The following is a 21,138-nucleotide window of genomic DNA, read 5'->3' on the forward strand; positions in this document are numbered from 1 at the left end:
TATCCTCTTAGTACCGCCAATCCAGCCCCCAACCAGATAGAAAGTGCCGTCACTTCATCTCGAAGCCACGCTTGACCAGAAAGTCGCGCATATGCGGGCGCAGTTTGGTATCGAACAGCGGCGTGAGATTACGCGACCAGTCGGTGTCCTTGTTGCCACCGCTGCGCTCGCTGTAATAGGTCTGCATGGTGGCATCGAAGGCAGCGACCGGGGCGCGCTCCTCGCGGTAGCTATTCTCCATCAGCACCGCCTCCACCGGCAGGCGCGGCTTGACGTCCGGGTCCTGGGCCGGGTAGCCGAGGCACAACCCGAAGACCGGGTAGACGTGATCCGGCAAGCCCAGCAGGTCGCTGATCTGCTGCGGGTTGTTGCGAATGCCGCCGATGTAGCAAATGCCCAGCCCCTCGGATTCGGCGGCCACCACCACGTTCTGCGCCATCAGGGCAACATCCACACTGGCCACCAGCAGCTGCTCGGTCATGCCGCGCACGACGGTGGCGCCGGTGCGCTCGGCGGCATCGGTGGGGCGCTTCATGTCGGCGCAGAACACCAGGAAGTCCGCACAGCTGGCGATGTAGCCCTGGCCGCCTGCCAGCTCGGCAATCATCTCCCGCTTGGCCGGGTCGGTGACATGGATCACGCTGTAGGCCTGAACGTGGCTCGACGTCGCCGCCGCCTGACCGGCGCGAATCAGCTCCAGCAGCAGCTCGCGGGGGATCTTCTGCTCGGTGAACTTGCGGATCGAGCGGTGAGACTTCAGCAGTTCGATGGTCGGATTCATGGGGCCTCGCTAACAGATTGCGTTGTGACGATTCGAAACGGATAACGGCCAAGATACCACCCCCGTCGCGACTCTGGCATGCTCCCAGTGCCGAACGCACCCCGTTTCAGGAGCTGGATGCCGATGAATATTCGCACGCTGGAAACCTTTGTCTGGATCGCCCGGCTGGGCAGTTTCCGGGCGGCTGCCAAGCGCTTGTATGCTTCCCAGCCGTCGGTGTCGGCACGCATTGCGGGGCTCGAGGATCAGCTGGGTGTAGAGCTTTTCGACCGCATAGGCAGGCATGTGAAGTTGACCGCCAAGGGCCGTGAGCTGCTGGTATATGCCGAGAAAATGCTGAATCTGCACAGTGAAATGCTGCAGGTGGTGGCCCAGCCAACCTCGATCCACGGCACCATCCGGCTGGGCGTATCGGAGACCATCGCCCATACCTGGCTGCCGCAGATGATAGAGCGGGTCAGCGAGGCCTATCCGGCGATCAACCTGGAGCTGGATATCGATATCTCGGTCAACCTGGCCGACAAGCTGGTCAATCACGATATCGATATCGCTTTCCTGATGGGCAAGGTCAATCAGCCAGGCATGATCAATCGGCATCTCTGCCGCTACTCGCTGGTCTGGGTGGCAAGCCCTCGGCTGGCGATTCCCGACACGCCCCTGTCACCGGCCGATCTCGCCCAGTGGCCGATCATCACCTACCCGCGCAAGAGCGAGCCCTATACCAATATCCGCTCCCTGGTGGACCCCATGAATCACTCCACCCAGATCCACTCGAGCTCCTCGCTCTCCACCATCATCCGCATGACGGTGGACGGTATCGGCATCAGCGCCCTGCCCCGGGAGATCATTCAGCAGGAGCTGGCGACGGGGCGACTCAAGCAGTTCGAGGTCGAGGTGTCGATACCCGATCTGGTCTTCAACGCGGCCTACGGCGCGGCACCCGGCGGCAACGTGGTGCACGCCGTGGCAGAGCTCTCCTTCACCACTGTCTCAGAGCGCAGCATCGATCCATGACCGGCCTGGCGTATCGTTTGGCTCACACCATTGATCCAAATTATTGATCAATGCTGATCTTAATTTTCGAATTGTATAAATCATTGTTTCTGCCTTAACTGTAATGGCGTGCATTCAGAGGCAGACCTCCATGTCATCCGCTAGATCGCTAGATGCGTATTCACCCCCCCAGGCCGTGCGCCTGGCTGCCCGAGAAGGGGCACTGACAGGACCCACGTCGGGACTGGCCGATGGCTTCGTGCAGGTCAATCTGGTGGTTCTCCCCGAGGCCCAGGCGAGTGGCTTTCTGCGCTTCTGTCAGGCAAATCCCAAGCCGTGCCCGGTGCTGGCGGTCAGTGAGCCCGGCGCAAGAGGATGCGCGACGCTCGGCACAGACCTGGATATCGCCCGGGACCTGCCCGCCTACCGCGTGTATCGCAACGGCAGGAGAAGCGACACCGTCCCGGAGGTGGTCGACGAGTGGCGCGATGACCTGGTGACCTTCGCCCTGGGCTGCTCCTTCACCTTCGAGCACGCCTTGCAGCACGCCGGGCTTGGGGTGCGGCATATCGAGCAAGGCCGCAACGTGCCGATGTTCAACACCACGCTCCCCCTGACCACCGCGGGAGGATTCAGCGGCAACCTGGTGGTGTCGATGCGCCCCTACTCGGCCGCTGACGCCATTCGCGCCATCCAGATCACCACCCGCTACCCCCAGGCCCACGGCGCTCCGGTACACCTTGGGGATCCCGCCCTGATAGGCATTGCCGACATCGGCTCTCCCGACTACGGGGATAGCGTGTCGGTGAGTGATGACGAGATACCGCTGTTCTGGGCCTGCGGCGTCACCCCGCAGCAGGTATTGATCGACGCCGGTATCGAGTTCGCCATCACCCACAGCCCCGGCCATATGCTGATCACCGATATTCCCGACAGCCATCTGGCGCTGTTCTAACCCCCCAACTCCTACCAAAAACAAGGCAAACACCATGATCACCAAAACCTCTCTCGTCTCCGCTGCTGCCATCACCCTGGCCGTCACCGGCTCGCATGCCGTCGCCCAGGAGATCGATGAAACCAGCCTCTCCTATGTCGGCAGCTGGAGCAGTCTGTCGCTGTATCAGAACTTCGAGCGCCCCTTCTGGGAACGCCATATCCCCGAAGCCTCTGGGGAGCGTATTTCGACGGATGTCACCACCTTCGACCAGATGGGGCTCGGCGGTGGCGAGGTCTATCGTTTGATGGGACGCGACGTGGTGGAGATCGCCTCCACCGTGATCAACTACGCCGTGCAGGATGCCCCGGAGCTGGAAGGCCTGGACATGCCGATGCTGGCGCCGGACGTGGAAACCGCCAGGGAGGTGGCAGACGCCTACCGCCCGGTGCTGGCCGACGCCTTCGCCAAGCGCTACCAGAATGCTCAACTGCTGGCGGTGGTGCCCTACCCCTCGCAGATGGTGTTCTGCAACGTCGAGATCGACGGGCTCTCGGACCTGGCCGGCAAGAAGGTGCGTGCCAGCGGACGGACCACCGCCGAGTTCCTCGAGGCGCTGGGCGCCGAAGGCATCACCCTCAACTTCAGTGAAGTACCTGGCGCGCTGCAGCGCGGCGTCGTCGACTGCGCCGTGACCGGCTCACTGTCGGGCTTCAGCTCCGGCTGGCATGAGGTGTCGACGCACCTCTATCCGCTGCCAGTGGGCGGCTGGGATCACGTCGTCACGGCCATGAACGGCAACAAGTGGGCATCGCTCTCGGGCGAGACCCAGGAGTGGCTGATGAGCGAGATCCGCGACAACTACGAGAACCCGGTGTGGGAGTCTGCCGTGGAGGAGACCCGCGAGGGTATTGCCTGCCTGACCGGCGAAGGCGAGTGCACGCGGGGCGATGCCGGCAGCATGGTGCTGGTCGAGGCAACCGATGAGGACTATGCCGAAGCCACTCGCCATCTCGAGGAGACCCTGCTACCGAACTGGGCCAATCGCGTTGACCAGGAGTGGGTCGATCGCTGGAACGACACCATCGGCGCCGTGACCGGCCTGACAGCGACCAAGTAATCGCACTGGATCATTGTCGGTAACCGGGCTGCTCGTCAGCCCGGTTTCGCTCTGGAGAGAGACATGTTCGCACGGGTCAATAACACCCTCGACAAGCTACTGGATACGGTACAAATCGGCTCGCTGTGGTTGGCGCGCGCAGGTGGTGTGCTGATCCTTCTGACCGTGGTCATGGTCACCGTGGAGGTCCTGTCACGGCGTTTCATGGGACGCTCTGCCGTGCATGCCACCGAGCTCACGGGCTATATCATGGCGATCAGCGCCAGTTGGTCGTTCGCATTCACACTGATGCGCAAGGCGCATATTCGCATCGACGCCCTGTACCTGAATTTTCCCGTCAAGGTGCGCGGTCTGCTGGACCTGGTGGCACTGCTGGCCATGGCGCTGTTCTGCATCCTGGTGGTGGGCGCTGCCTTCGATATCACCAGCGACTCCTACCGCGGTGGCGCCACCGCCAATACGCCCCTCGGCACCCCCATCTGGATACCTCAAGCGCTGTGGTTACTGGGCCTGACCTGGTTCAGCATCGCGGTCGGCCTGGTCACCCTGCGCGTGCTCTTCGGCCTGCTGGGAGGAGACATCCAGGGTGTCCAGCAGTTGGCGGGCAGCCCCACGCTCGATGAGCAGATAAGCGAAGAAAACAAGGAACCTCTGTCATGATCTTGCTCGCACTGCTGGTCCTCCTGGTACTGCTGCTGATCAGCGTCCCGGTGGCGGCGACGCTGATTGCACTGGGGCTGTTCCTGGATGAGTTCTTCTCGCCCTTGCCGCTGGTCAGGGCCATGGGCGACGTCCTGTGGTCGGCATCGGACAGCTTCCTGCTGATCGCCATTCCGCTGTTTATCCTGCTCGGTGAAATCCTGGTGCGCACCGGCATCGCCAAGGGCACCTACCGCGCCTTGGAGAGCTGGCTATCGTGGCTGCCGGGCGGCTTGCTGCATGCCAATATCGGCACCGCGACGCTGTTTTCCGCCACTTCGGGCTCCAGCGTGGCCACTGCGGCCACCATCGGCACCGTGGCGATCCCCCAGGGCAAGGAGATGAAATACGATCCCAAGCTGTTCACCGGCTCGATTGCCGCCGGGGGCACCCTGGGGATCATGATTCCCCCCTCCATCAATCTGATCGTCTACGGCTTCCTGACCGAGACCTCGATTCCTCAGCTGTTTGCCGCGGGGCTGCTGCCCGGGCTGCTGCTGGCGGTGCTGTTCATGGCCGGCACGGCGCTGATCTGTCTGTGGCGGCCCAGCCTCGGCGGTCCGAGCACGCACCATAGCTGGGGCGAGCGCTTTTCGGGGCTCAAGCATCTGGTGCCGGTGCTAATCCTGTTCGGCATCGTGGTGGGCTCGATCTATGCCGGCTGGGCGACCCCCACCGAGGCAGCCTCCTTGGGCGTGATCGGCGCCCTGCTGATCGCCCTGTTCATGCGCAAGCTGTCGCTGGGCATCATCGTCGAGGCGCTGGACGGCACCATGCGCACCACCGGCATGATCATGCTGATCATCATCGCCTCCTACTTCCTCAATTTCGTGCTCGCCTCCACCGGGGTGACCCGCGAGCTGAGCGGTTTCCTGGAGTCGGCGGGCCTGGGCCCCTACTCGACGCTGATGCTGGTGATCCTGCTCTACATCGTGCTGGGCTTCTTTATCGAGACGCTGTCGCTGATGGTCATCACCATTCCCATCGTCGCCCCGATCATCATCGCTATGGGCTTCGACCCGGTGTGGTTCGGCATTCTGCTGATCCTGCTGATCGAGATGGCACTGATCACACCACCGGTGGGACTCAACCTCTATGTGGTGCAGGGGGTGCGTCAGGGCGGCTCCTTCAACGACGTGATGCTAGGCGCCATGCCCTATGTCGGCATCATGTTCCTGATGGCCATCGTGCTGATCCTGTTCCCGTCAGTCGCCATGTACCTGCCCAACCTGCTGCGCGGATAGCCCCGAGCACCACCGACTACCAAGGAGATTTCAATGACAAGGTTTTATCTATCCGAGACAGCGCAGCCCATCGACGTCGAGGTCAAGGAGCTGATCATTGCCGGCTGGGCTGGTCGCGAACAGGCCGGCATCGACGAGCACATCGCGGAGCTCAAGGAGATAGGCGTTACACCGCCCTCCAGCACGCCGCTGTTCTACCGCGTGGCGGCCAACCAGCTCTCTACCGAGCCTGACATTCAGGTGCTCGGCGAGGCCTCGAGCGGGGAGGTGGAGATCGTGCTGATCGGCACCCCCCAGGGCACCCTGATGGGCATCGGCTCCGACCATACCGACCGCGAGGCCGAAGCCTGGTCGGTGGCACACTCCAAGCAGGTCTGTGCCAAGCCGGTCAGCCAGCAGCTGTGGCGCCTGGAGAGCGTGATCGAGCATTGGGATAGCCTGCAGATGAGCGCCTATGCCACCTTCGACGGCGAGGAAGTCCTCTACCAGCAAGGTGCGGTGACGGGGCTGCTGCACCCCGCCGAGCTGCTTAAGCGCTTCGGGCTCGAGCAGCCGCAGCTGGCCCCTGGCCAGGTGATGCTGTGCGGCACCCTGCCGGTGATCGGCGGAGTGCGCGCCTCCGAGGCGTTCCGCATGGTGCTCGAGGATCCCGTTACCGGGCGCCAGCTGGAGCACCGCTATGCGGTTCAGTCGCTGGCGGTGGTGGCATGACCACGCCCCTGCATCAGCCACAGGGCCGCGCCGCGACCCTCGACACCCTACTCGACGGGATGCAAGACGGCCGCTGGCAAGCCAGCCAGCTGCTCGACGCCTGCCTCGAGAACAGCGACGCACGGGATGCTCCCCAGGCCCAGATCTATACCCGTCGCTTCGAGCGCAGTGCACGTGCCGAGGCGGCGGCGGCCGACCGGCTGCGGGCGGACGCGGTACCGACCGGCCTGTTGGCCGGGCTACCCATTGCCCTCAAGGCGCTGTTTGACGTAGCCGGCGAAGTGACCCATGCCGGCTCTCAGGGGTGGCAAGCGGCGGCCGAGCGGGATGCCGTTATCGTCGCCCGCCTGCGCCGCGAGGGGGCGGTGTTGACCGGCCATACCAACATGACCGAGTTCGCCTACTCCGGGCTAGGCGTCAATCCTCACTACGGCACCCCCGACAACCCGCTCGCTCCGGGACGCATCCCCGGCGGCTCCTCCTCGGGCGCCGCCGTGGCGGTAGCCCAGGGCATGGCGGCGGCGGCCATCGGCACCGACACCGGCGGCTCGGTGCGCATCCCCGCAGCATTCTGCGGGCTGGTGGGCTTCAAGCCCTCCCAGCGTCGCATCCCGCGGCAGGGGACCTTTCCGCTCTCGGACAGCCTGGACTCGATCGGCCCCATCGCCCGCAGCGTCGCTTGCTGCGCCCGCCTGGATGCGGTGCTCGCCGGCCAGCCCTGGCAGCCTCTATCAGCCTTGCCCTTGAAGGGGCGGCGTTTTGTGGTGCCTGGCGACTATATGCTCGACGGCATGCAGCCGGCAGTAGAAGCTGCCTTTACTCACAGCCTGGCGCTGCTGCGCGACGCCGGCGCCACCATCATCGAGGCCCCGGCGCCGATCCTGGCCGGCCTGCCGGAGCTGATGGAAGGGGGCGGCTTTACCGCCGCCGAGAGCTATCACCTGCACCGCCAGTGGCTAAGCGAGCATGGTGAGCGCTACGACCCGCGGGTTCGCTCGCGCATCGAGAAGGGCGCCGCCATGAGTGCGGCGGACTACCTCGAGCTGCTGCAGCGCCGCCGTGATCGGCAGCGTCAGGCCGATGCCTGGCTCGCCGACTTCGATGGACTGTTGGCACCCACCGTACCGGTGGCCCCGCCACGCCACGAGGAGGTAGCCAGCGAGGAGGACTATGCACGCCTCAACCTGCTGGTGCTGCGCAACCCGACGGTGGCCAACCTGCTCGATCTGTGCGCCATCACCCTGCCCAACCATGCTCCAGGAGAGCTACCCAGCGGGCTGATGCTGATCGGGCGCAACGGCGCGGATGCCACCCTGTTGCGCCAGGCGCTGGCCATCGAAGCGGCCATTCAACCGCGATGCTGAGCGTTCTGGCGGCCAAGCTGGTGGCCACGGCGGTGGTGGTCATCGGCGTGTCCATCGCGGTGGGCAAGCTGGGACCCAGGCTAGGCGGCATCATTGCCGGCATGCCGATCGTGCTGGGGCCCGGCTACTTTTTCATGCTCCAGGAGCAGTCGCCGGCATTTATTCGCGAAGCGGCACTCTCGACCCTGCACGCCCTGGTCGCCACGCTGGTGTTCACTATCTGTTTCGTGGTCTCGGCCAGGCGGCTGGGCGCCAAGGCCAGCCTGGCACTGGCGACCCTGTGCTGGATTCCGGCGGTGCTGCTGTTCTTGCAACTCCCGGGCGGGGTGCCCATGGCGGTGCTGATGTACGCCCTGGTGCTGCTACTGGCCGAGGGCGTGAAGCGCTACCTCAGGCTGACGCCGCCCAGGGTGGTCGCCGCCTCGGGCTGGTTCGATCTGGTCCTGCGCGGCGTACTCGCCGGTGTGCTGGTGAGCGTTGCCACCACCCTGGCGGCCAATGCCGGGCCGCTGCTCTCGGGCATACTGGTGGGCTTTCCCATCGGGCTCCTCACCATCGGCTGGACCCTTCATCAGCGCTATGGCGTCGAGGTGGCGCGGGCCACCGTGAGCATGGCGCAGCAGGGCATGCTGAGCCTGGTGGCCTTCGCCATGGTAACGGCCCTCCTGGTTGGCAGCGTGCCCCCGCTAATCACTTTCCTGCTGGCACTGCTGGCCTCGCTGGGTGTGAGCGTCGCGCTGTTCACGCTCAGTCAGTGGCGCTTTCGGCGAGCCTATGCCAAAGCCCCTCCCCTATAACAAAGGAAGCCGTTGATATGACCGCGATACCCCCCGACAACGCCAGCGCTGTAACCGACTCCCGTTCCGGCGGAGAGAACGCCCGCCGCATCCTCAAGCGCGACCCCAACCCGCACCTGTTCCGTCCTGCCAAGTTCCGTTCGGTGGAGGGCCGCAACCGCATCATGATGTCGCCCATGTGCCAGTACTCGGGCGATGATGGACTCTCCAATGACTGGCACTTCGTACACCTCGGTGCCCGGGCCACCGGCGGCGCCGGCTGGGTCTTTACCGAGGCGGTGCATACCGAGCCGCGGGGCCGCATCACCCCCAACTGCCTGGGGCTGTGGAACGATGAGCAGCGCGATCGACTCGCCCGCATTGCCGCCTACGTCGATGCCCAGGGTGCCGTGCCGGGCATTCAGCTAGGACACGCAGGCCGCAAGGCCTCGGTAGGACGCCCCTGGGAAGGCTCGCACCCCTTGAGCGCCGCCCAGGGCGGCTGGGACGATCTGGTATCGGCTTCCGCCCTGCCCTACGCCCGCCAGTGGGGCGTCCCCGCCGCCATGACGCCCAGCCAGATCGCCGACTCCATGGCCAGCCTCAGGGAGAGCACCCGCCGCGCCCGGGAGGCCGGCTTCAAGGCGCTGGAGCTGCACGGCGCCCACGGCTACCTGATCCACCAGTTCCTGTCGCCATTGAGCAACCGGCGTGACGACGACTACGGCGGCGCGTTCGAGCACAGGATTCGCTTCCTGCTGGAATCGATCGGCGCGGTCAGAGAGGAGTGGCCCGAGTCACTGCCACTGTTCCTGCGCCTCTCCTGTACCGACTGGGTCGAGGGCGGCTGGACACTCGAAGATACGGTGCGCCTGGCGCAGCTGCTCAAGGAGCAGGGCCAGGTCGACCTGATCGACTGCTCATCCGGTGGCAACGACCCGCGCCAGCAGATTCCCATTCACCCCGGCTACCAGATCCCCCTGGCTCAGGAAGTCCGCGCCCGGGCCGACATCGCCACCGGAGCGGTGGGCCTGATCCACAGCCCCGACCTGGCCGAGTCGGTGATCGCCAATGGCCAGGCAGACCTGGTGATCCTGGGTCGCGCGCTGCTCGCCGACCCGGCCTGGCCGCTGCGGGCGGCAGCCAGCCTGAAGGCGGAAAACGTCGAGTGGCCCAAGCAGTACGAACGCTCCAATATCTTCTGAGCGTCGCCCATAGCGGGGGCAATCCTGCATTAGGGACTCGGCATTTGCCGGGTGACACGAGTATGCTTAGACAAAATAACGCGAAATGACCGGGAGTCATCATGTCTAAGTTAACCTTACGTCCTCGCCCCCGCGGTGGGCGCTGGCCGGTCGCCCTGGCCTGGTTGAGCCTGCTACTGCTGGGCGGCGCGGCGCTATTGATGGGCGGTGCAGGGCCGGCCCATCGTCTGGCGCTGGTGGATCTGGGCACCGCTTTCGGCTGGCTGCGCCAGGGTGCCTATGTGGCGCTGGCCGCTGCGGCCGTGGGGCTTCTGACACTGCTGGTGGCCAGCCTATGCCGCCGCACTCAGCCGGCGCTGGTGGGCGGGCTGGTGATTATCGCGGTGGCAGCGATGATGTGGGTGCCCTACCAGCTGCAGCAGCGCGCCCAGCAGGTCCCACCGATTCACGATATCTCCACCGACCTGGAGAATCCGCCCGCCTTCGTGGCACTGGTCGAGGCGCGGGAGGCCGCCCCCAACGCCGTCGCCCACCCCGGCGAACGCACCGCTCGCCAGCAGCGCGAGGCCTACCCGGATATTCAACCCATCACCCTCGAGCTCACGCTAACCGAGGCTCTGAGCGCCGCCGAGGCGGCGGCCCTGGACCAGGGCTGGGCGCTGGCCGAGGTCGGTCGCGAGCGTATCGAGGCCACCGCCACCACCCGCTGGTTCGGCTTCAAGGATGACGTGGTGATTCGCTTGAGCGAGGTAGAGGACGGCACCCGCGTCGACGTGCGCTCGGCGTCGCGACTCGGCCGCAGCGATATGGGCACCAACGCCCAGCGCATTCGCGACTACCTGGCCGCACTACGCGCCCGGGTCGAGTAGACGCCACAACGCTCATTGCACAGGGAGGAGAGCCGCGTGACCAGCGTGCCCTATTACGCTCAGTGGGAGAGCCCGGAGCTGATCGACGACATCCTGTCAGGCCGTCTTCGGCCAAGGGATGACCCGCGCTGGCAAGAGTCCGGCGCAAGGAGTGCCGAGGAGTATGAGAGATGGGCCAGGCATGTATGCGGCATGGCCTGCCTCAAGATGGCCATCGCTCACTTCACCGGCAGCGTCTATCCGATCTTTCACCTGCTCGAGCGGGCCATCCAGCACGGCGCCTATCTCGAGCGGGACGGTGAGATCAAAGGCATGATCTACGCCCCAGCCACACAGCTGCTGCGCGAGGCGTTCGGCCTGCAGGCCACGGTGCATACCGGCGTCGAAGTGCATGAGCTGGCGGAGTATTTCAATGGTGATGCCCTGTTCATAGCGTCGGTGCACCCCGGCATTCGCACCCCCGAGGTCGAGCCGCCCGCACGCGGTGGGCACCTGGTACTGGTCACCGAGGCCACCCAAGACGCCCTGCGCTTCCATAACCCCTCCGGCATAGCACGTGCCTCACAGCAGGATGCGGTATTGACGCCTGGCGTGTTCGCACGCTTCTTTGCCGGCCGCGGGATACGGCTGACGCCCAGCTAGCTGCCCGGCTCGACCTCGCCACTCGCCGGGTCGAACCGATAGCGCTCGCCGTCGACTTCGAACAGCAGGCTGTCGTCTTGCCACTCGTGGGCACGGTACTCGGTTTCCGGCGGAACGCCCTCGCGGTGAGCAGGGATACGCACCGGGCGGGCATTGGCGTCCACCGTCTCGCCCGAGGCACCACCCTCGACGACCGCCAGAGTGCGGCTCGGCGCGGGGCTCTCCATGGCGAACACGACATAGGCGCCGTCGTCGCGCCATCTGCCCGGCTCGACCTGCCCACCATACTGAAAGGCAGCCGGACGCAGCGTGCCCTCTTCTACGGTCAGCAGCCAGCCGGCGGCATGGGCGGCCCCTTGAGTGGTCACTGCCAGCCGGGTTTCCTCGGGGGAGAGCTCGGCGGCAACGAAGCGCTGCGCGGCGCCGAACTCAGCGTCATCATCGATGGGGATATTGCTGGGTATCTCACCGATATCCAGCAGGCGCTCACCATCCGCTCCCCGAATCGCCTCATCGGTCACTGCCAGCGGAACCAGGCTGGCAGTGGCCGGCTCATCTGGCGGCGACTCGGTGCAGCCGGCGACGAATAGCAACATCGGCGCCAGCGTGGCACAGCGGCTCGTCGGCGTCACGCGCCCTCCTTCTGCTCCTTGTCCTCTTTCTCGGGCTTGGCATGGCCCTGGTGCGCCAGCGCGCCGGCCTCATCCAGGCGCGGGTGGTTATCGAGGAACTCGCGGTGGATATCGGGCAGCGCATCCAACGCCTTGAGGGTGTTGGTCAGGGCATGAATGGCGGCCAGCACATCCTGGGTGTTGCCGGTCTCGGAGATGGTATGCATGTTGCGGATCGGGAAACCGATTGAGGTCGCGGCGCAGTCCACCGCGGCGAGCACGCCGGCCATGCCGTCGGTGCCGGTGTCGGCACCGACGATATCGCGCTGCAGGGGAATATCCTGCTCCTTGGCGGTGGTCGCGATAAGGCGGTTGAGCTGCTCGCTGGCGATAGAGCCCACCGACATGGTGAAGCCCTTGCCCATCTCCAGCGGCTGCATACGCCGGTCGCCGATGCCCGGAGCGGCGACGTAGTCGTGATTGACGTCGACGCCGATCAGCGCATCCGGCTTGAGCTCTCCGGCCAGCACTCGGCTACCGAAGCGGCCAATCTCTTCGTAACTGGCGATGGCGAACAGCACCCGTACCTGCTCGGTACCACCGGCCTCAGCGATCAGCCGTGCCACCTCGGCGGTGACGAAACAGCCCAGGCCGTTATCCAGATAGGCGCCGTAGAAGGTGTCGGGGCTGAAGCCCGGGCGGATCGGCCGGTCGAAAAGGATCGAGTCGCCGGGGCGCACGCCGAGATTGAGGACCTGCTGCTTCTTGTTCTCGCCGTGAATCTGCAGGTCGAGGTAGATCTGCTCTTTCTTGATGCCTTTGCTGCCGTCGCGCTGGGCCGGTTCGGAGAAGTGGATCGCCCCCAGCGCCTCGACGGTACCGCCACGAATCACCCGGTAGCTGCCGGGATGCTCCGGATCCTCGCTGAACAGCTTGACCTCGTGGCCGATCAGCACCCCGGGCAGGAAGGAGTCGGTATTGATCCAGATCTTGCCGTCGTCGCCGATATTGCGCACCTGCATGCGGATCTTGTCGGCATGACCGATGATCATCACCTTGAACATATCGTCGCGGCCGGGATGGGTATCCAGCACCACGCCGGCATGCCCCTTGTACTGATGCAGATGCCAGCCCTTGGGCGCAAAGCTCTCGAAATAGGGCTTGAGCACGCCGTAGGTCATGGCGCCCTCCAGGCCTATCGGGCTCGGCGCATCGAGGATACGGCGCATCAGGGTGAATTGCTCGTCCGGCATGGGTTGCGTCCAGGGCTGCTTCGCGTCGCTCATCTAGGCCTCTCGCTGATTGAGAAAAATATCTCCCTAGTCTGCCAGATTCCGCAGCGGCTGGCCTGCCGACGTGGCAGCATCGCTCAAGCGCTCTCGCTTAGCAGCCAGCGGCGAAAGGCACGCGCCGCCGGGGTCAGATGGCGATGCTGTGGAGTGAGCAGCGACAGCTTGCCCCGACTGGGCAAGGCATGGGGCAGCGCTCGCACCAGATTGCCCTGGTGCAGGTCGGCCTCCAGCAGGCGCGACCAACCGAGGGTCACCCCTTGCCCGGCCAGGGTAGCGTGCATCAACAGCTGATAGCTGTTAGCGCGCAGACTGTGTGCTGGGGCCCGCCATTCGAGCCCCAGCGCCTGGTACCAGGCCTGCCAAGTGAGCCAGTCGTTAAAGTGGTCCTCCACCACCAGCAAGGTGTGGTGGGCGAGCAGATCGTCGGCATCCTGCACGGCACCATGGCGTTCGAGATAGGCGAGGCTAGAGACGGCGATCACATCCTCGCTGTCGAAGATCGGCTCGGCGATTACGCCCGGCGGGTCCACCGCATGCTCAAGATAGTAGTAGAGGCCCAGGTCGAACTCGGCGAGATCGAGTCGATAGGGGTCCTCCACGGTGAGAATACGGATCTCGATCTGTGGATGGGCGTGCTGGAAATCGGGCAGCTGCCGCGCCAACCACAGCGAGGCGATGGTCGGACTCGAGGCCAGGGTCAGCTGGTGATCGTTGCCATGACGCCTGAGCCGAGCGCTTTCGTCAGCGAGTTCACGCAGCACGCGGCACACCACGCGGTAATACTGCTCGCCAGCCGGGGTCAGGTGCAGACCGTCATGGCTACGCTCGAACAGCGGGCGACCGAGATCGGTTTCCAGGCGCTTGACCTGTCGACTGACCGCACTCTGGGTCAGGTTCAACTCGCTGCCGGCCTGGGTAAAACTGGCGTGGCGCGCGGCGACCTCGAAGGCACGCAGGCAGGCCAGCGGTGGCAGGGCATCACGACGCGACATGGCACTCCTCGGAGCAGGTGAAGCTCCGAGGATAGCATGCGTCGGACTCACAGCGCGGTGCGCGGCACTTGCCTCTTCCAGTGCCGACGACTCACCTCCTGGCCGTCGTCACGGGCCACCTGTTGCGCCTCGAGGTAGAAACACTCGGCGTCGCAGGTCATCCAGTAGCGGCTGTCGACCTCCACGGCGAAGCGACCCGGGCCATCTTCGCGCCCGGCACGGTACACCCAGGCGATTTCGGCAAGGGTAGCGTCCGGGTCGTCGGGGTGGGCGGTGTAGACTTCGCGGCAGTGCTGGTCGACCCATAGGCCGTGGTCGAGAAAGCGCACGTGACCAAGATCGTCTTCCACGATAGTGGTTACCTCACCGCTGGCGATGTCCTCCTGGACAGTGCGTCGCGGCTGGGCATCGCGCAACGACTCGAGCCGCGCCGGCGGCGCCGCCTCGGGGGCCTCGAAGGGGCTTTCGGCCAGTGCCTTACCGTGGAACAGCGGCAGCTCCAGGGCATGCTCACCGGGCACCAGGGTCAGCGCACTGCGCACACGACTCGGCCACAGCAGCGGGAAGTTGGCCGAGGCGAGGGAGACCCGCAGACGATGACCGGCAGGCAGCCGATAGCCGGTCATGTCGAGACACAGATCGATATCGAGAGGTTCATCCGGGCGCGGCGGCGTGAGTTCACCGAGGTCGCGATGCAGGTTGAGATTGAGCACGCCGTAGCTGATCTGCGCCACCCGGCCATCGGGGCGGACATCCTGAAGGCGTACCGTCAACTGGCCGGTGTCGGTGGCACTGGCCAGGCGCAGCCGCACCCGCGGCTGACCAAGAATCGCTATGCTCTCCTCGAGCGGCTGGCTGTCGAAGCACAGCGCATCGGCATCGTCGCGGCGCTGGTCGCCGGGCAGGTCGGGGCCGAACCAGATCGCGCAATACTCACCCTGATAGCGCCCGGCGGTGAGCGGTGAGTCGATTCGCTGCGGCCTCTCGAGCGCGGTGTCGCCCTCGATCAGCCCGGTGTCGGCCAGCGAATAACAGCGTGGACTCACCTCGCGGCTCGGCCAGCCCTCGGTGCGCACCCATTGGCCGGGACGCTGACGATACATCGGCTGCGGCACCACCGCATCCTGCAGATAGAAGGTGCCCGCCGGTTCATCCATTACCCCGGTCTCGATGCCCTTGAGCCAGTAGTCCCACCAGCGTAACGCCTCCTGCAGAAACCCGATCGCCGGATCGGGAATCGCGAAGTGAGGATACTTGTGGATCCATGGACCGATCAGCGCCTTCCTGGGGCACTCGAGGTGCTCCATCAAGCGCGGGATACTGTTCTTGTAGGCGTCCCCCCAGCCGCCGACGCAGTAGACCGCGGCCTCGATATCGGCATAGTTCTGCGCCACCGAGCCGTGCTTCCAGTAGGCATCGCGGGTCTGGTGGGAAAGCCAGGTCTCGGCCAGCAGCGGCATGTTATCGAGACGCTGCCGCCACATCTCGCGCCAACGCTCGCCGACCAGCAGCGGATCCGGCGCCGCCGCCGAGAAGCTGAGCATGGTCGCCGCCCAGCCGAGATTCTCGAGCAGCAGATTGCCGCCCTTGTAGTGAATATCGTCGGCAAAACGGTCATCCGTGGAACACAGCGTGATGACCGCCTTCAGCGGTTCGGGGCGCAGCGCGGCGAGCTGCAGCGAGTTGAAGCCGCCCCAGGAGATACCCATCATGCCCAGTTGGCCGTTGCACCAGGCCTGGCTGGCGATCCACTCGATCACTTCCAGGGCATCGGCCTGCTCCTGAGGCAGATACTCATCGGCCATCAGCCCGTCGGACTCGCCGTTGCCGCGCATATCGACACGCACACAGGCGTAACCATGGCCGGCAAAGTAGGGGTGCGTCAGCTCATCACGGACTGCCGTACCGTCGCGCTTGCGATACGGCAGGTACTCGAGTATTGCCGGCACCGGCGCCTGCTCGGCACCCTCCGGCAGCCAGAGTCGGGCGGCCAGCCGAGTGCCGTCGGTCAGTGGAATCTCGAGATGTTCGATCTCACGGACGGCATGGGGAAAGTCGTGCTTGATTCGCATGGTTCAGCGGGAATCCTGATCCGAGTGGTGGGTGTCGGGAGGTGTCAGGCGCTCGGGATGCTTGAGCCATATCCACAGCGCACTGCTGGCAGCGAGGATGATCAGCATCGCCGGTAGCCCGCCCAGGTTGGAGAGCATCTTGACGCCATCGATGCCGACGAAGCTGACCATCACCCAGGAGACGACGCCAACGATCACGCCCCACAGCACCTTCATCGGCAAGCCGGTATTGAGGTCGGAGTCGGCGGTCAGGCCACGGGTGCAGAGATTGCCGATGGCATCGGTATTGGAGTCGGCCACGGTGACGTAGGAGATAAAGGCGATGAACAGCAGCAGCGGAATCCAGAGCCCGGCGAGGGGCAACTCGCGGAACAGGGTGTAGAGCAGATGCTCGATGCCGCGATCCTCGAGCACGGCATTGAGATCGACTCCGGCATGCAGCTGGTAATAGATCGCCGCGCTGGAAAAGATGGTGATCCACACCACCGCGAATAGCGCGGGATAGAGCAGGTTGACGCGCAGAAACTCGCGCACCGTATAGCCCCGCGAGATCTTGCCCAGGAACAGCGCCGCTACCGGCGCCCAGGCGAACCACACCGCCCAGTAGAAGATCGACCACCAGTAGGGCCACTGGTCATCCCCTGCAGCACCGGTGAACAGGCTGCGGGTAAAGAAGTTGTCCAGGTAGACGCCAAACGACTCCACCCCGAGCTGCAGCATGAACAGCGTTGGCCCGAACACGAATACGAACAGCCCGAGCACCAGCAGCAGCCAGGCATTGAGCGACGATAGCCGCGCGATACCGCGCTGCAGACCGCTGGCGGCAGAAATCACGAAAGTCACCACAATGATGGCGATGATCACCCCGAGGCGCAGCGGATTGGTATCGCCCTCGACGTACTGCCCGACGCCACCGGCGATGGTCAGCGCCCCGGTTCCCAGGGTCGAGGCCATACCCGCCACTAGCGCATAGAGTGCCAGCGCGTCGATGGCGCCGGCATAGCGTTTGACCCCCTCGCCGAGCAGCGGCTCGAGCATGCTCGAGATCGAGAAACGCTGGCGACGATTATAGAACGCCAGGGCAAAGATCAGCGCTGGTACCGCATAGATGGCGTAGGGCGTGAAAGCCCAGTGCAGAAACATGGTCGACATGGAAAACAGCGCGGCATCGGCTGAGCCAGCCTCGAGGCCGCTGGAGGCCGGTGGCCCCATCAGGTGATAGAGCGGCTCGGCGGTGGTCCAGAACAGCACGCCCACGGCGAGGGTGGTACACAGCGTGATCGAGAACCAGCGCAGCGGCGACAGCAGCCGCGTGGCCTGCTCACCGCCGATACGTATACGCCCCAGCGGCGAGACATAGACCACCACCGCCAGCAGCAACAGGTAGAGGCTGCCGAGGCTGAACAACCAGGAGAAGTGATCGAGAATCGCACTATTGAGGGCACTGGTGCCCGCCAGGAAGGCGTCGAGATCGACATAACTGGCGACCACCGCCGCCATCAATACCAGAAAGGTCGGCCAGAAAACCCCTGGCCGGATAGACGTTCGCATACCCTTAGCTCCCTTTATCGTTATGCCCGGCATACGGCCGGTGTCGAGGCCTTCTACCTTAGCGGCATGGCAGGCTACTGCGACAAACGTTCAATGGGCATGGGGGTATGCGCTGGGCGCATGGCCGACGTAGACGACCAAAACGCTGATCGGAACGCCTCAGCTGTTGGCGTCGTGTTCCGGCTTGTCCTTGCGCGACGTCGACGCCATTTTCTCCAGCTCGGCCTCGTCCATGGAGTCATACATCGAGCGGGCAGCACCGTCCAAATCGCCGACCTTGGTCTCGCCGCGCTTGGCAGCAAGGGCCGCTCCGGCCGCCTTCTGCTGAGCCTTGGATATTGCAGGCATATTCAACCCTCCTGGTCGATATAAGGTTGCAAAGCTGGGGCGAACAGCCCCATTGAATTGACGCATTTGAACGCAAAAAGCTCCACTAGCGGGTACTTGCGACCCTCCATCGTAAGCCTCGCTGACCGAGCACGGGGCATGTCTATGCTAGGCTAGCGCTTTTCCCTTCTGCGATTGATGAGGCCAGCATGCTTCGTATCTCCAACAGCGTGGAGCTGGGCGACTGGGAAATCGAGATCAGTCAGATCCGCGCCCAGGGCTCCGGTGGCCAGAACGTCAACAAGGTCGCCTCGGCGGTCCATCTGCGCTTCGATATCCCCAACTCCAGCCTGCCGCCCTTCTACAAGGAGCGGCTGATGGCGCTCTCCGACCAGCGCATCAGCAAGGAGGGGGTAGTGGTGATCAAGGCCCAGAGCCACCGCACCCTGGAGCTGAACAAGGAGGATGCGCTGGCGCGCCTGCGCGAGCTGATCCGCGAGGCGGTCAAGCAGCAGAAGGTGCGCAAGCCCACCAGACCGACCAAGGGCTCGCAGCGTCGTCGGGTCGACGGCAAGACCCGCAAGGGCAAGACCAAGTCGCTGCGCGGCAAGGTGAAGGTATAAGTAAGCCGATCAGTACCGCTCGGGGTGGGCGCTGGTCAGGATATGGTGCAGCCCCCCGCACTCGACCATCACATCGTCGCAGTTGACGACGATCTCCGAGCGTGCCAGCACATAGCTCTTGCCGGTGATGGTGTTCTCCACCACATGGCCCTTGCCCTCCTCGCGCACTGCAATGAACTGGCCGATAAAGCCCGTCTCACGCAGTGACACGGTCTCCAGCTTGTCGCCGGGCTTGATGGTGCCTTCGTAGTGCATCAGCGCCAGCCGTGCCGAGGTGCCGGTACCGGTAGTGCTGCGGCAGATCACCCCCGGGTGCACATAGGTGGTCGAACGCGAGCGGTAGAAGTCGTCGGCGACCTGCTCCACCGGCCCCATGAAGTGCAGGAACGGCAGCGGGCCCACGTCGCCCAGGGTGTAGTGGGAGAAGCCGCGCTCGGCCTGAATCGCCTCGACGATCTTGTGGGCACACTCGGCCAGTTGGCGCTCCTCGGCGCGGTGCAGCGAGAAGCCAAGCGAGGCGGCATCGACCAGCGCATAGAAGCCGCCGCTGTAGGCCACGCTATAGGTCACCTCGCCCAGCTCCGGGACATGGATCTTGGCGCGGTAGGTATCGATATAGCTGGGCAGCCCGCCGCAGGTGATCGCCTCGACCACACCATTCTCGACCCGCGCCTCGATATTGACCAACCCGGCCGGCGACTCGAGCACGAAGTGCTGGGTCCCCTCCTGCTTGGGCACGATACCGGCCTCTAGCACCGCGGTGGCGGTACAGATGGTGTTGGAGCCGGAGTAGATCGGGTAGCCCATCACCTCCATGATGATATAGCCGGCCGCCGCCGCGGGGTCGGTGGCCGGCACGATCAGGTCCACCGACATCTCGGGGATCCCGTAAGGCTCTTCCAGCAGCAGTCGGCGCAGACCGTCGGCGTCGTCACGCAGGTAGTGCATCTGCTCACGCACCGTGGCACCGGGCAGCGGGTCGATACCTCCGGTGACAATACGGCTGACATCGCCGCCGGCGTGGGTATCCATCAACTGCAGGGTCAGTTCACTCATGGGTGTTGCTCCAGGGCGAAAGGGGCGCCGTGTTCATCCCACTCGGCATCGGGCACGATCACGATCTTGCCCAGGTAGTTGCTGTCACGATTGACGAAGTAGCGCTCAGCGGCGTGCAGCTCGGAGAGCTTGAAGGCGGCGTGCAGGACAGGTTTGAGCTCGCCGGCACGGATCCACTCGACCAGCTGCTCGGCCTCTTCGCGGGTACCGTGGGAGACGCCGAAAATCTGCACCTGGTAGAGGTAGATGCGCGTCCACATGATCTCGCTAAGGTTGCCGCCGCTGGCCCCGGCGATCGATAGTCGCGGATAGTCAGCGCGGCGGCCCATGTCGACGATCATGGTGTCGATGAAGCGGTCGGTCATCTCGCCACCGACCAGATCCATCACCGCATCGATGGGGGCACCGCCGGTGGCGGCGAGCACCTGGCCGGTAAAGTCCTCCATCTGGGTGCGGTCGAATACTGCCTCCGCACCCAGCGCCTCGAGCGCCTCGGCCTTGTCGGCCTGGCTCAGCGCATAGGGGATGGCGCCGACGATGCGGCACAGCTGAATCAGCGCCGTGCCGACGCCGCCGCTGGCGCCGGTAACGAGCACGTGCTCGCCGGCCTTGACCCGCGCCGAGGTCATCATATGGTAGGCGGTCTGGTAGGAGCACATGCCCATCGCGGCGAGCTCGGCATCGGCCAGCTCGGGGTTGGGCACGTGGTGGAACTGGTCCGCCGGTACCGCGACGTATTCGGCGTAGCCGCCGTCGGCACCGTGGCCGTAGTAGTCCGGCGTCAGGTTGATATTGCGTCGGCCGTCGGCGTAGAGATTGAAGTCGAGCAGGCCACGTTGGCCGATGCGCGCCGGGTCGACGCCATCGCCCACCGCCGCCACGCGCCCGGCGATATCGGCGCCCTGGATACGCGGAAAGGTCAGGGTCGCCTCGCCGCCCATGGCGAACGAGGTTACCTCGCCCTTCTCCTTGGTCGGATAGAGACCTTCGCGGGCCTTGCGGTCGGTGTTGTTCTTGGCGGTAGCGGTGACCCGCACCAACACCTCACCGGGGCCGGGACGCGGGGTCGGCACGTCGTGGCGATACTCGAGCTTGTCGATATCACCATGCCCGGTCAGTAGCATGGCCGACATGGTGGCAGGAACAGTGTCTGGTGATGATACGGGTGTCATAGCGGCCTCCTTGCAAACGCGTCATCTTCACGCTGCGACGATAACAAACTCAGCCACCGTGCCTAGTGCAGAAGTTTTTGAATGCGGGCCCTTGCGCACGAGAA

The 21,138-nt window shown here is 64.8% G+C and carries 21 protein-coding genes; 12 read left to right on the forward strand and 9 right to left on the reverse strand.

Annotation, left to right across the window (positions count from 1 at the left end; translation table 11 throughout):
* Positions 1-49 precede the first annotated feature (49 nt).
* Positions 50-781, reverse strand: a complete 732-nt coding sequence (gene nfsA, locus IEI94_RS11680) for an oxygen-insensitive NADPH nitroreductase (protein WP_191167492.1) — start codon at positions 779-781, stop codon at positions 50-52.
* 123 nt (positions 782-904) lie between these two features.
* On the opposite strand from nfsA, the gene IEI94_RS11685 reads away from it, so the two are divergent.
* The 11 genes from IEI94_RS11685 to IEI94_RS11735 all read left to right on the forward strand — a co-directional run bounded on the left by IEI94_RS11685 (position 905) and on the right by IEI94_RS11735 (position 11,338).
* Complete coding sequence (locus tag IEI94_RS11685; protein WP_191167493.1) at positions 905-1,795, forward strand: LysR family transcriptional regulator; 891 nt, start codon at positions 905-907, stop codon at positions 1,793-1,795.
* 130 nt (positions 1,796-1,925) lie between these two features.
* Positions 1,926-2,729, forward strand: a complete 804-nt coding sequence (locus IEI94_RS11690; protein ID WP_224750108.1) for a putative hydro-lyase — start codon at positions 1,926-1,928, stop codon at positions 2,727-2,729.
* Positions 2,730-2,763: 34 nt separating this feature from the next.
* On the forward strand, positions 2,764-3,828 hold the full coding sequence (locus IEI94_RS11695) for a TRAP transporter substrate-binding protein (protein WP_191167495.1): 1,065 nt from the start codon (positions 2,764-2,766) through the stop codon (positions 3,826-3,828).
* Between the two features lie 63 nt (positions 3,829-3,891).
* Positions 3,892-4,488 carry a TRAP transporter small permease subunit gene (locus IEI94_RS11700; protein ID WP_191167496.1) on the forward strand — a complete coding sequence of 199 codons (597 nt, stop codon included), beginning with the start codon at positions 3,892-3,894 and terminating at the stop codon, positions 4,486-4,488.
* Entirely contained in the window at positions 4,485-5,771 is a 1,287-nt protein-coding gene (locus IEI94_RS11705; RefSeq protein ID WP_191167497.1) for a TRAP transporter large permease, read from the forward strand. The genes IEI94_RS11700 and IEI94_RS11705 overlap by 4 nt, the downstream gene beginning before the upstream one ends.
* Before the next feature lie 33 nt (positions 5,772-5,804).
* Positions 5,805-6,482: a DUF2848 domain-containing protein gene (locus IEI94_RS11710; protein WP_191167498.1), complete on the forward strand. Its 678-nt coding sequence runs from the start codon at positions 5,805-5,807 to the stop codon at positions 6,480-6,482.
* A complete protein-coding gene (locus IEI94_RS11715; protein WP_191167499.1) occupies positions 6,479-7,846 on the forward strand; it encodes an amidase in 1,368 nt (455 codons plus the stop codon). The genes IEI94_RS11710 and IEI94_RS11715 overlap by 4 nt, the downstream gene beginning before the upstream one ends.
* On the forward strand, positions 7,840-8,643 hold the full coding sequence (locus IEI94_RS11720; protein ID WP_191167500.1) for a hypothetical protein: 804 nt from the start codon (positions 7,840-7,842) through the stop codon (positions 8,641-8,643). Before IEI94_RS11715 ends, IEI94_RS11720 begins: the two co-directional genes overlap by 7 nt.
* 17 nt (positions 8,644-8,660) lie before the next feature.
* Positions 8,661-9,827: an NADH:flavin oxidoreductase/NADH oxidase gene (locus tag IEI94_RS11725; protein WP_191167501.1), complete on the forward strand. Its 1,167-nt coding sequence runs from the start codon at positions 8,661-8,663 to the stop codon at positions 9,825-9,827.
* Between the two features lie 101 nt (positions 9,828-9,928).
* Positions 9,929-10,696 (forward strand): DUF1499 domain-containing protein, encoded by a 768-nt coding sequence (locus IEI94_RS11730; protein WP_191167502.1) that lies wholly within the window; start codon positions 9,929-9,931, stop codon positions 10,694-10,696.
* Between the two features lie 36 nt (positions 10,697-10,732).
* Positions 10,733-11,338 (forward strand): hypothetical protein, encoded by a 606-nt coding sequence (locus tag IEI94_RS11735; protein WP_191167503.1) that lies wholly within the window; start codon positions 10,733-10,735, stop codon positions 11,336-11,338.
* On the opposite strand, the gene IEI94_RS11740 is transcribed toward IEI94_RS11735, so the two are convergent.
* The 6 genes from IEI94_RS11740 to IEI94_RS11765 form a co-directional block, all read right to left on the reverse strand.
* A complete protein-coding gene (locus IEI94_RS11740; RefSeq protein WP_191167504.1) occupies positions 11,335-11,970 on the reverse strand; it encodes a hypothetical protein in 636 nt (211 codons plus the stop codon). The genes IEI94_RS11735 and IEI94_RS11740 overlap by 4 nt on opposite strands.
* A complete protein-coding gene (locus tag IEI94_RS11745) occupies positions 11,967-13,235 on the reverse strand; it encodes a M20/M25/M40 family metallo-hydrolase (protein WP_191167505.1) in 1,269 nt (422 codons plus the stop codon). Before IEI94_RS11745 ends, IEI94_RS11740 begins: the two co-directional genes overlap by 4 nt.
* A gap of 83 nt (positions 13,236-13,318) precedes the next feature.
* Positions 13,319-14,233: a LysR substrate-binding domain-containing protein gene (locus IEI94_RS11750; RefSeq protein WP_191167506.1), complete on the reverse strand. Its 915-nt coding sequence runs from the start codon at positions 14,231-14,233 to the stop codon at positions 13,319-13,321.
* Positions 14,234-14,280: 47 nt separating this feature from the next.
* A complete protein-coding gene (locus IEI94_RS11755; RefSeq protein ID WP_191167507.1) occupies positions 14,281-16,305 on the reverse strand; it encodes a CocE/NonD family hydrolase in 2,025 nt (674 codons plus the stop codon).
* A gap of 3 nt (positions 16,306-16,308) precedes the next feature.
* The gene (locus IEI94_RS11760) at positions 16,309-17,856 is read right to left on the reverse strand and encodes a BCCT family transporter (protein WP_191167508.1); all 1,548 of its coding nucleotides are present in this window, start codon (positions 17,854-17,856) and stop codon (positions 16,309-16,311) included.
* A gap of 159 nt (positions 17,857-18,015) precedes the next feature.
* Positions 18,016-18,204 carry a DUF3008 family protein gene (locus tag IEI94_RS11765; RefSeq protein ID WP_191167509.1) on the reverse strand — a complete coding sequence of 63 codons (189 nt, stop codon included), beginning with the start codon at positions 18,202-18,204 and terminating at the stop codon, positions 18,016-18,018.
* Between the two features lie 188 nt (positions 18,205-18,392).
* Here IEI94_RS11765 and arfB point away from each other — a divergent pair, with 188 nt between their 5' ends.
* On the forward strand, positions 18,393-18,806 hold the full coding sequence (arfB, locus tag IEI94_RS11770; protein WP_191167510.1) for an alternative ribosome rescue aminoacyl-tRNA hydrolase ArfB: 414 nt from the start codon (positions 18,393-18,395) through the stop codon (positions 18,804-18,806).
* 9 nt (positions 18,807-18,815) lie between these two features.
* Here the strand turns inward: arfB and IEI94_RS11775 are convergent, their stop codons facing one another.
* Together IEI94_RS11775 and IEI94_RS11780 are read right to left on the reverse strand one after the other, a co-directional pair.
* Complete coding sequence (locus IEI94_RS11775; RefSeq protein ID WP_191167511.1) at positions 18,816-19,862, reverse strand: proline racemase family protein; 1,047 nt, start codon at positions 19,860-19,862, stop codon at positions 18,816-18,818.
* On the reverse strand, positions 19,859-21,034 hold the full coding sequence (locus IEI94_RS11780; protein ID WP_191167512.1) for an alcohol dehydrogenase catalytic domain-containing protein: 1,176 nt from the start codon (positions 21,032-21,034) through the stop codon (positions 19,859-19,861). The genes IEI94_RS11775 and IEI94_RS11780 overlap by 4 nt, the downstream gene beginning before the upstream one ends.
* Positions 21,035-21,138: the final 104 nt, after the last annotated feature.

It is taken from the genome of Halomonas sp. ML-15 (genome assembly GCF_014779595.1).
Classification (GTDB): domain Bacteria; phylum Pseudomonadota; class Gammaproteobacteria; order Pseudomonadales; family Halomonadaceae; genus Franzmannia.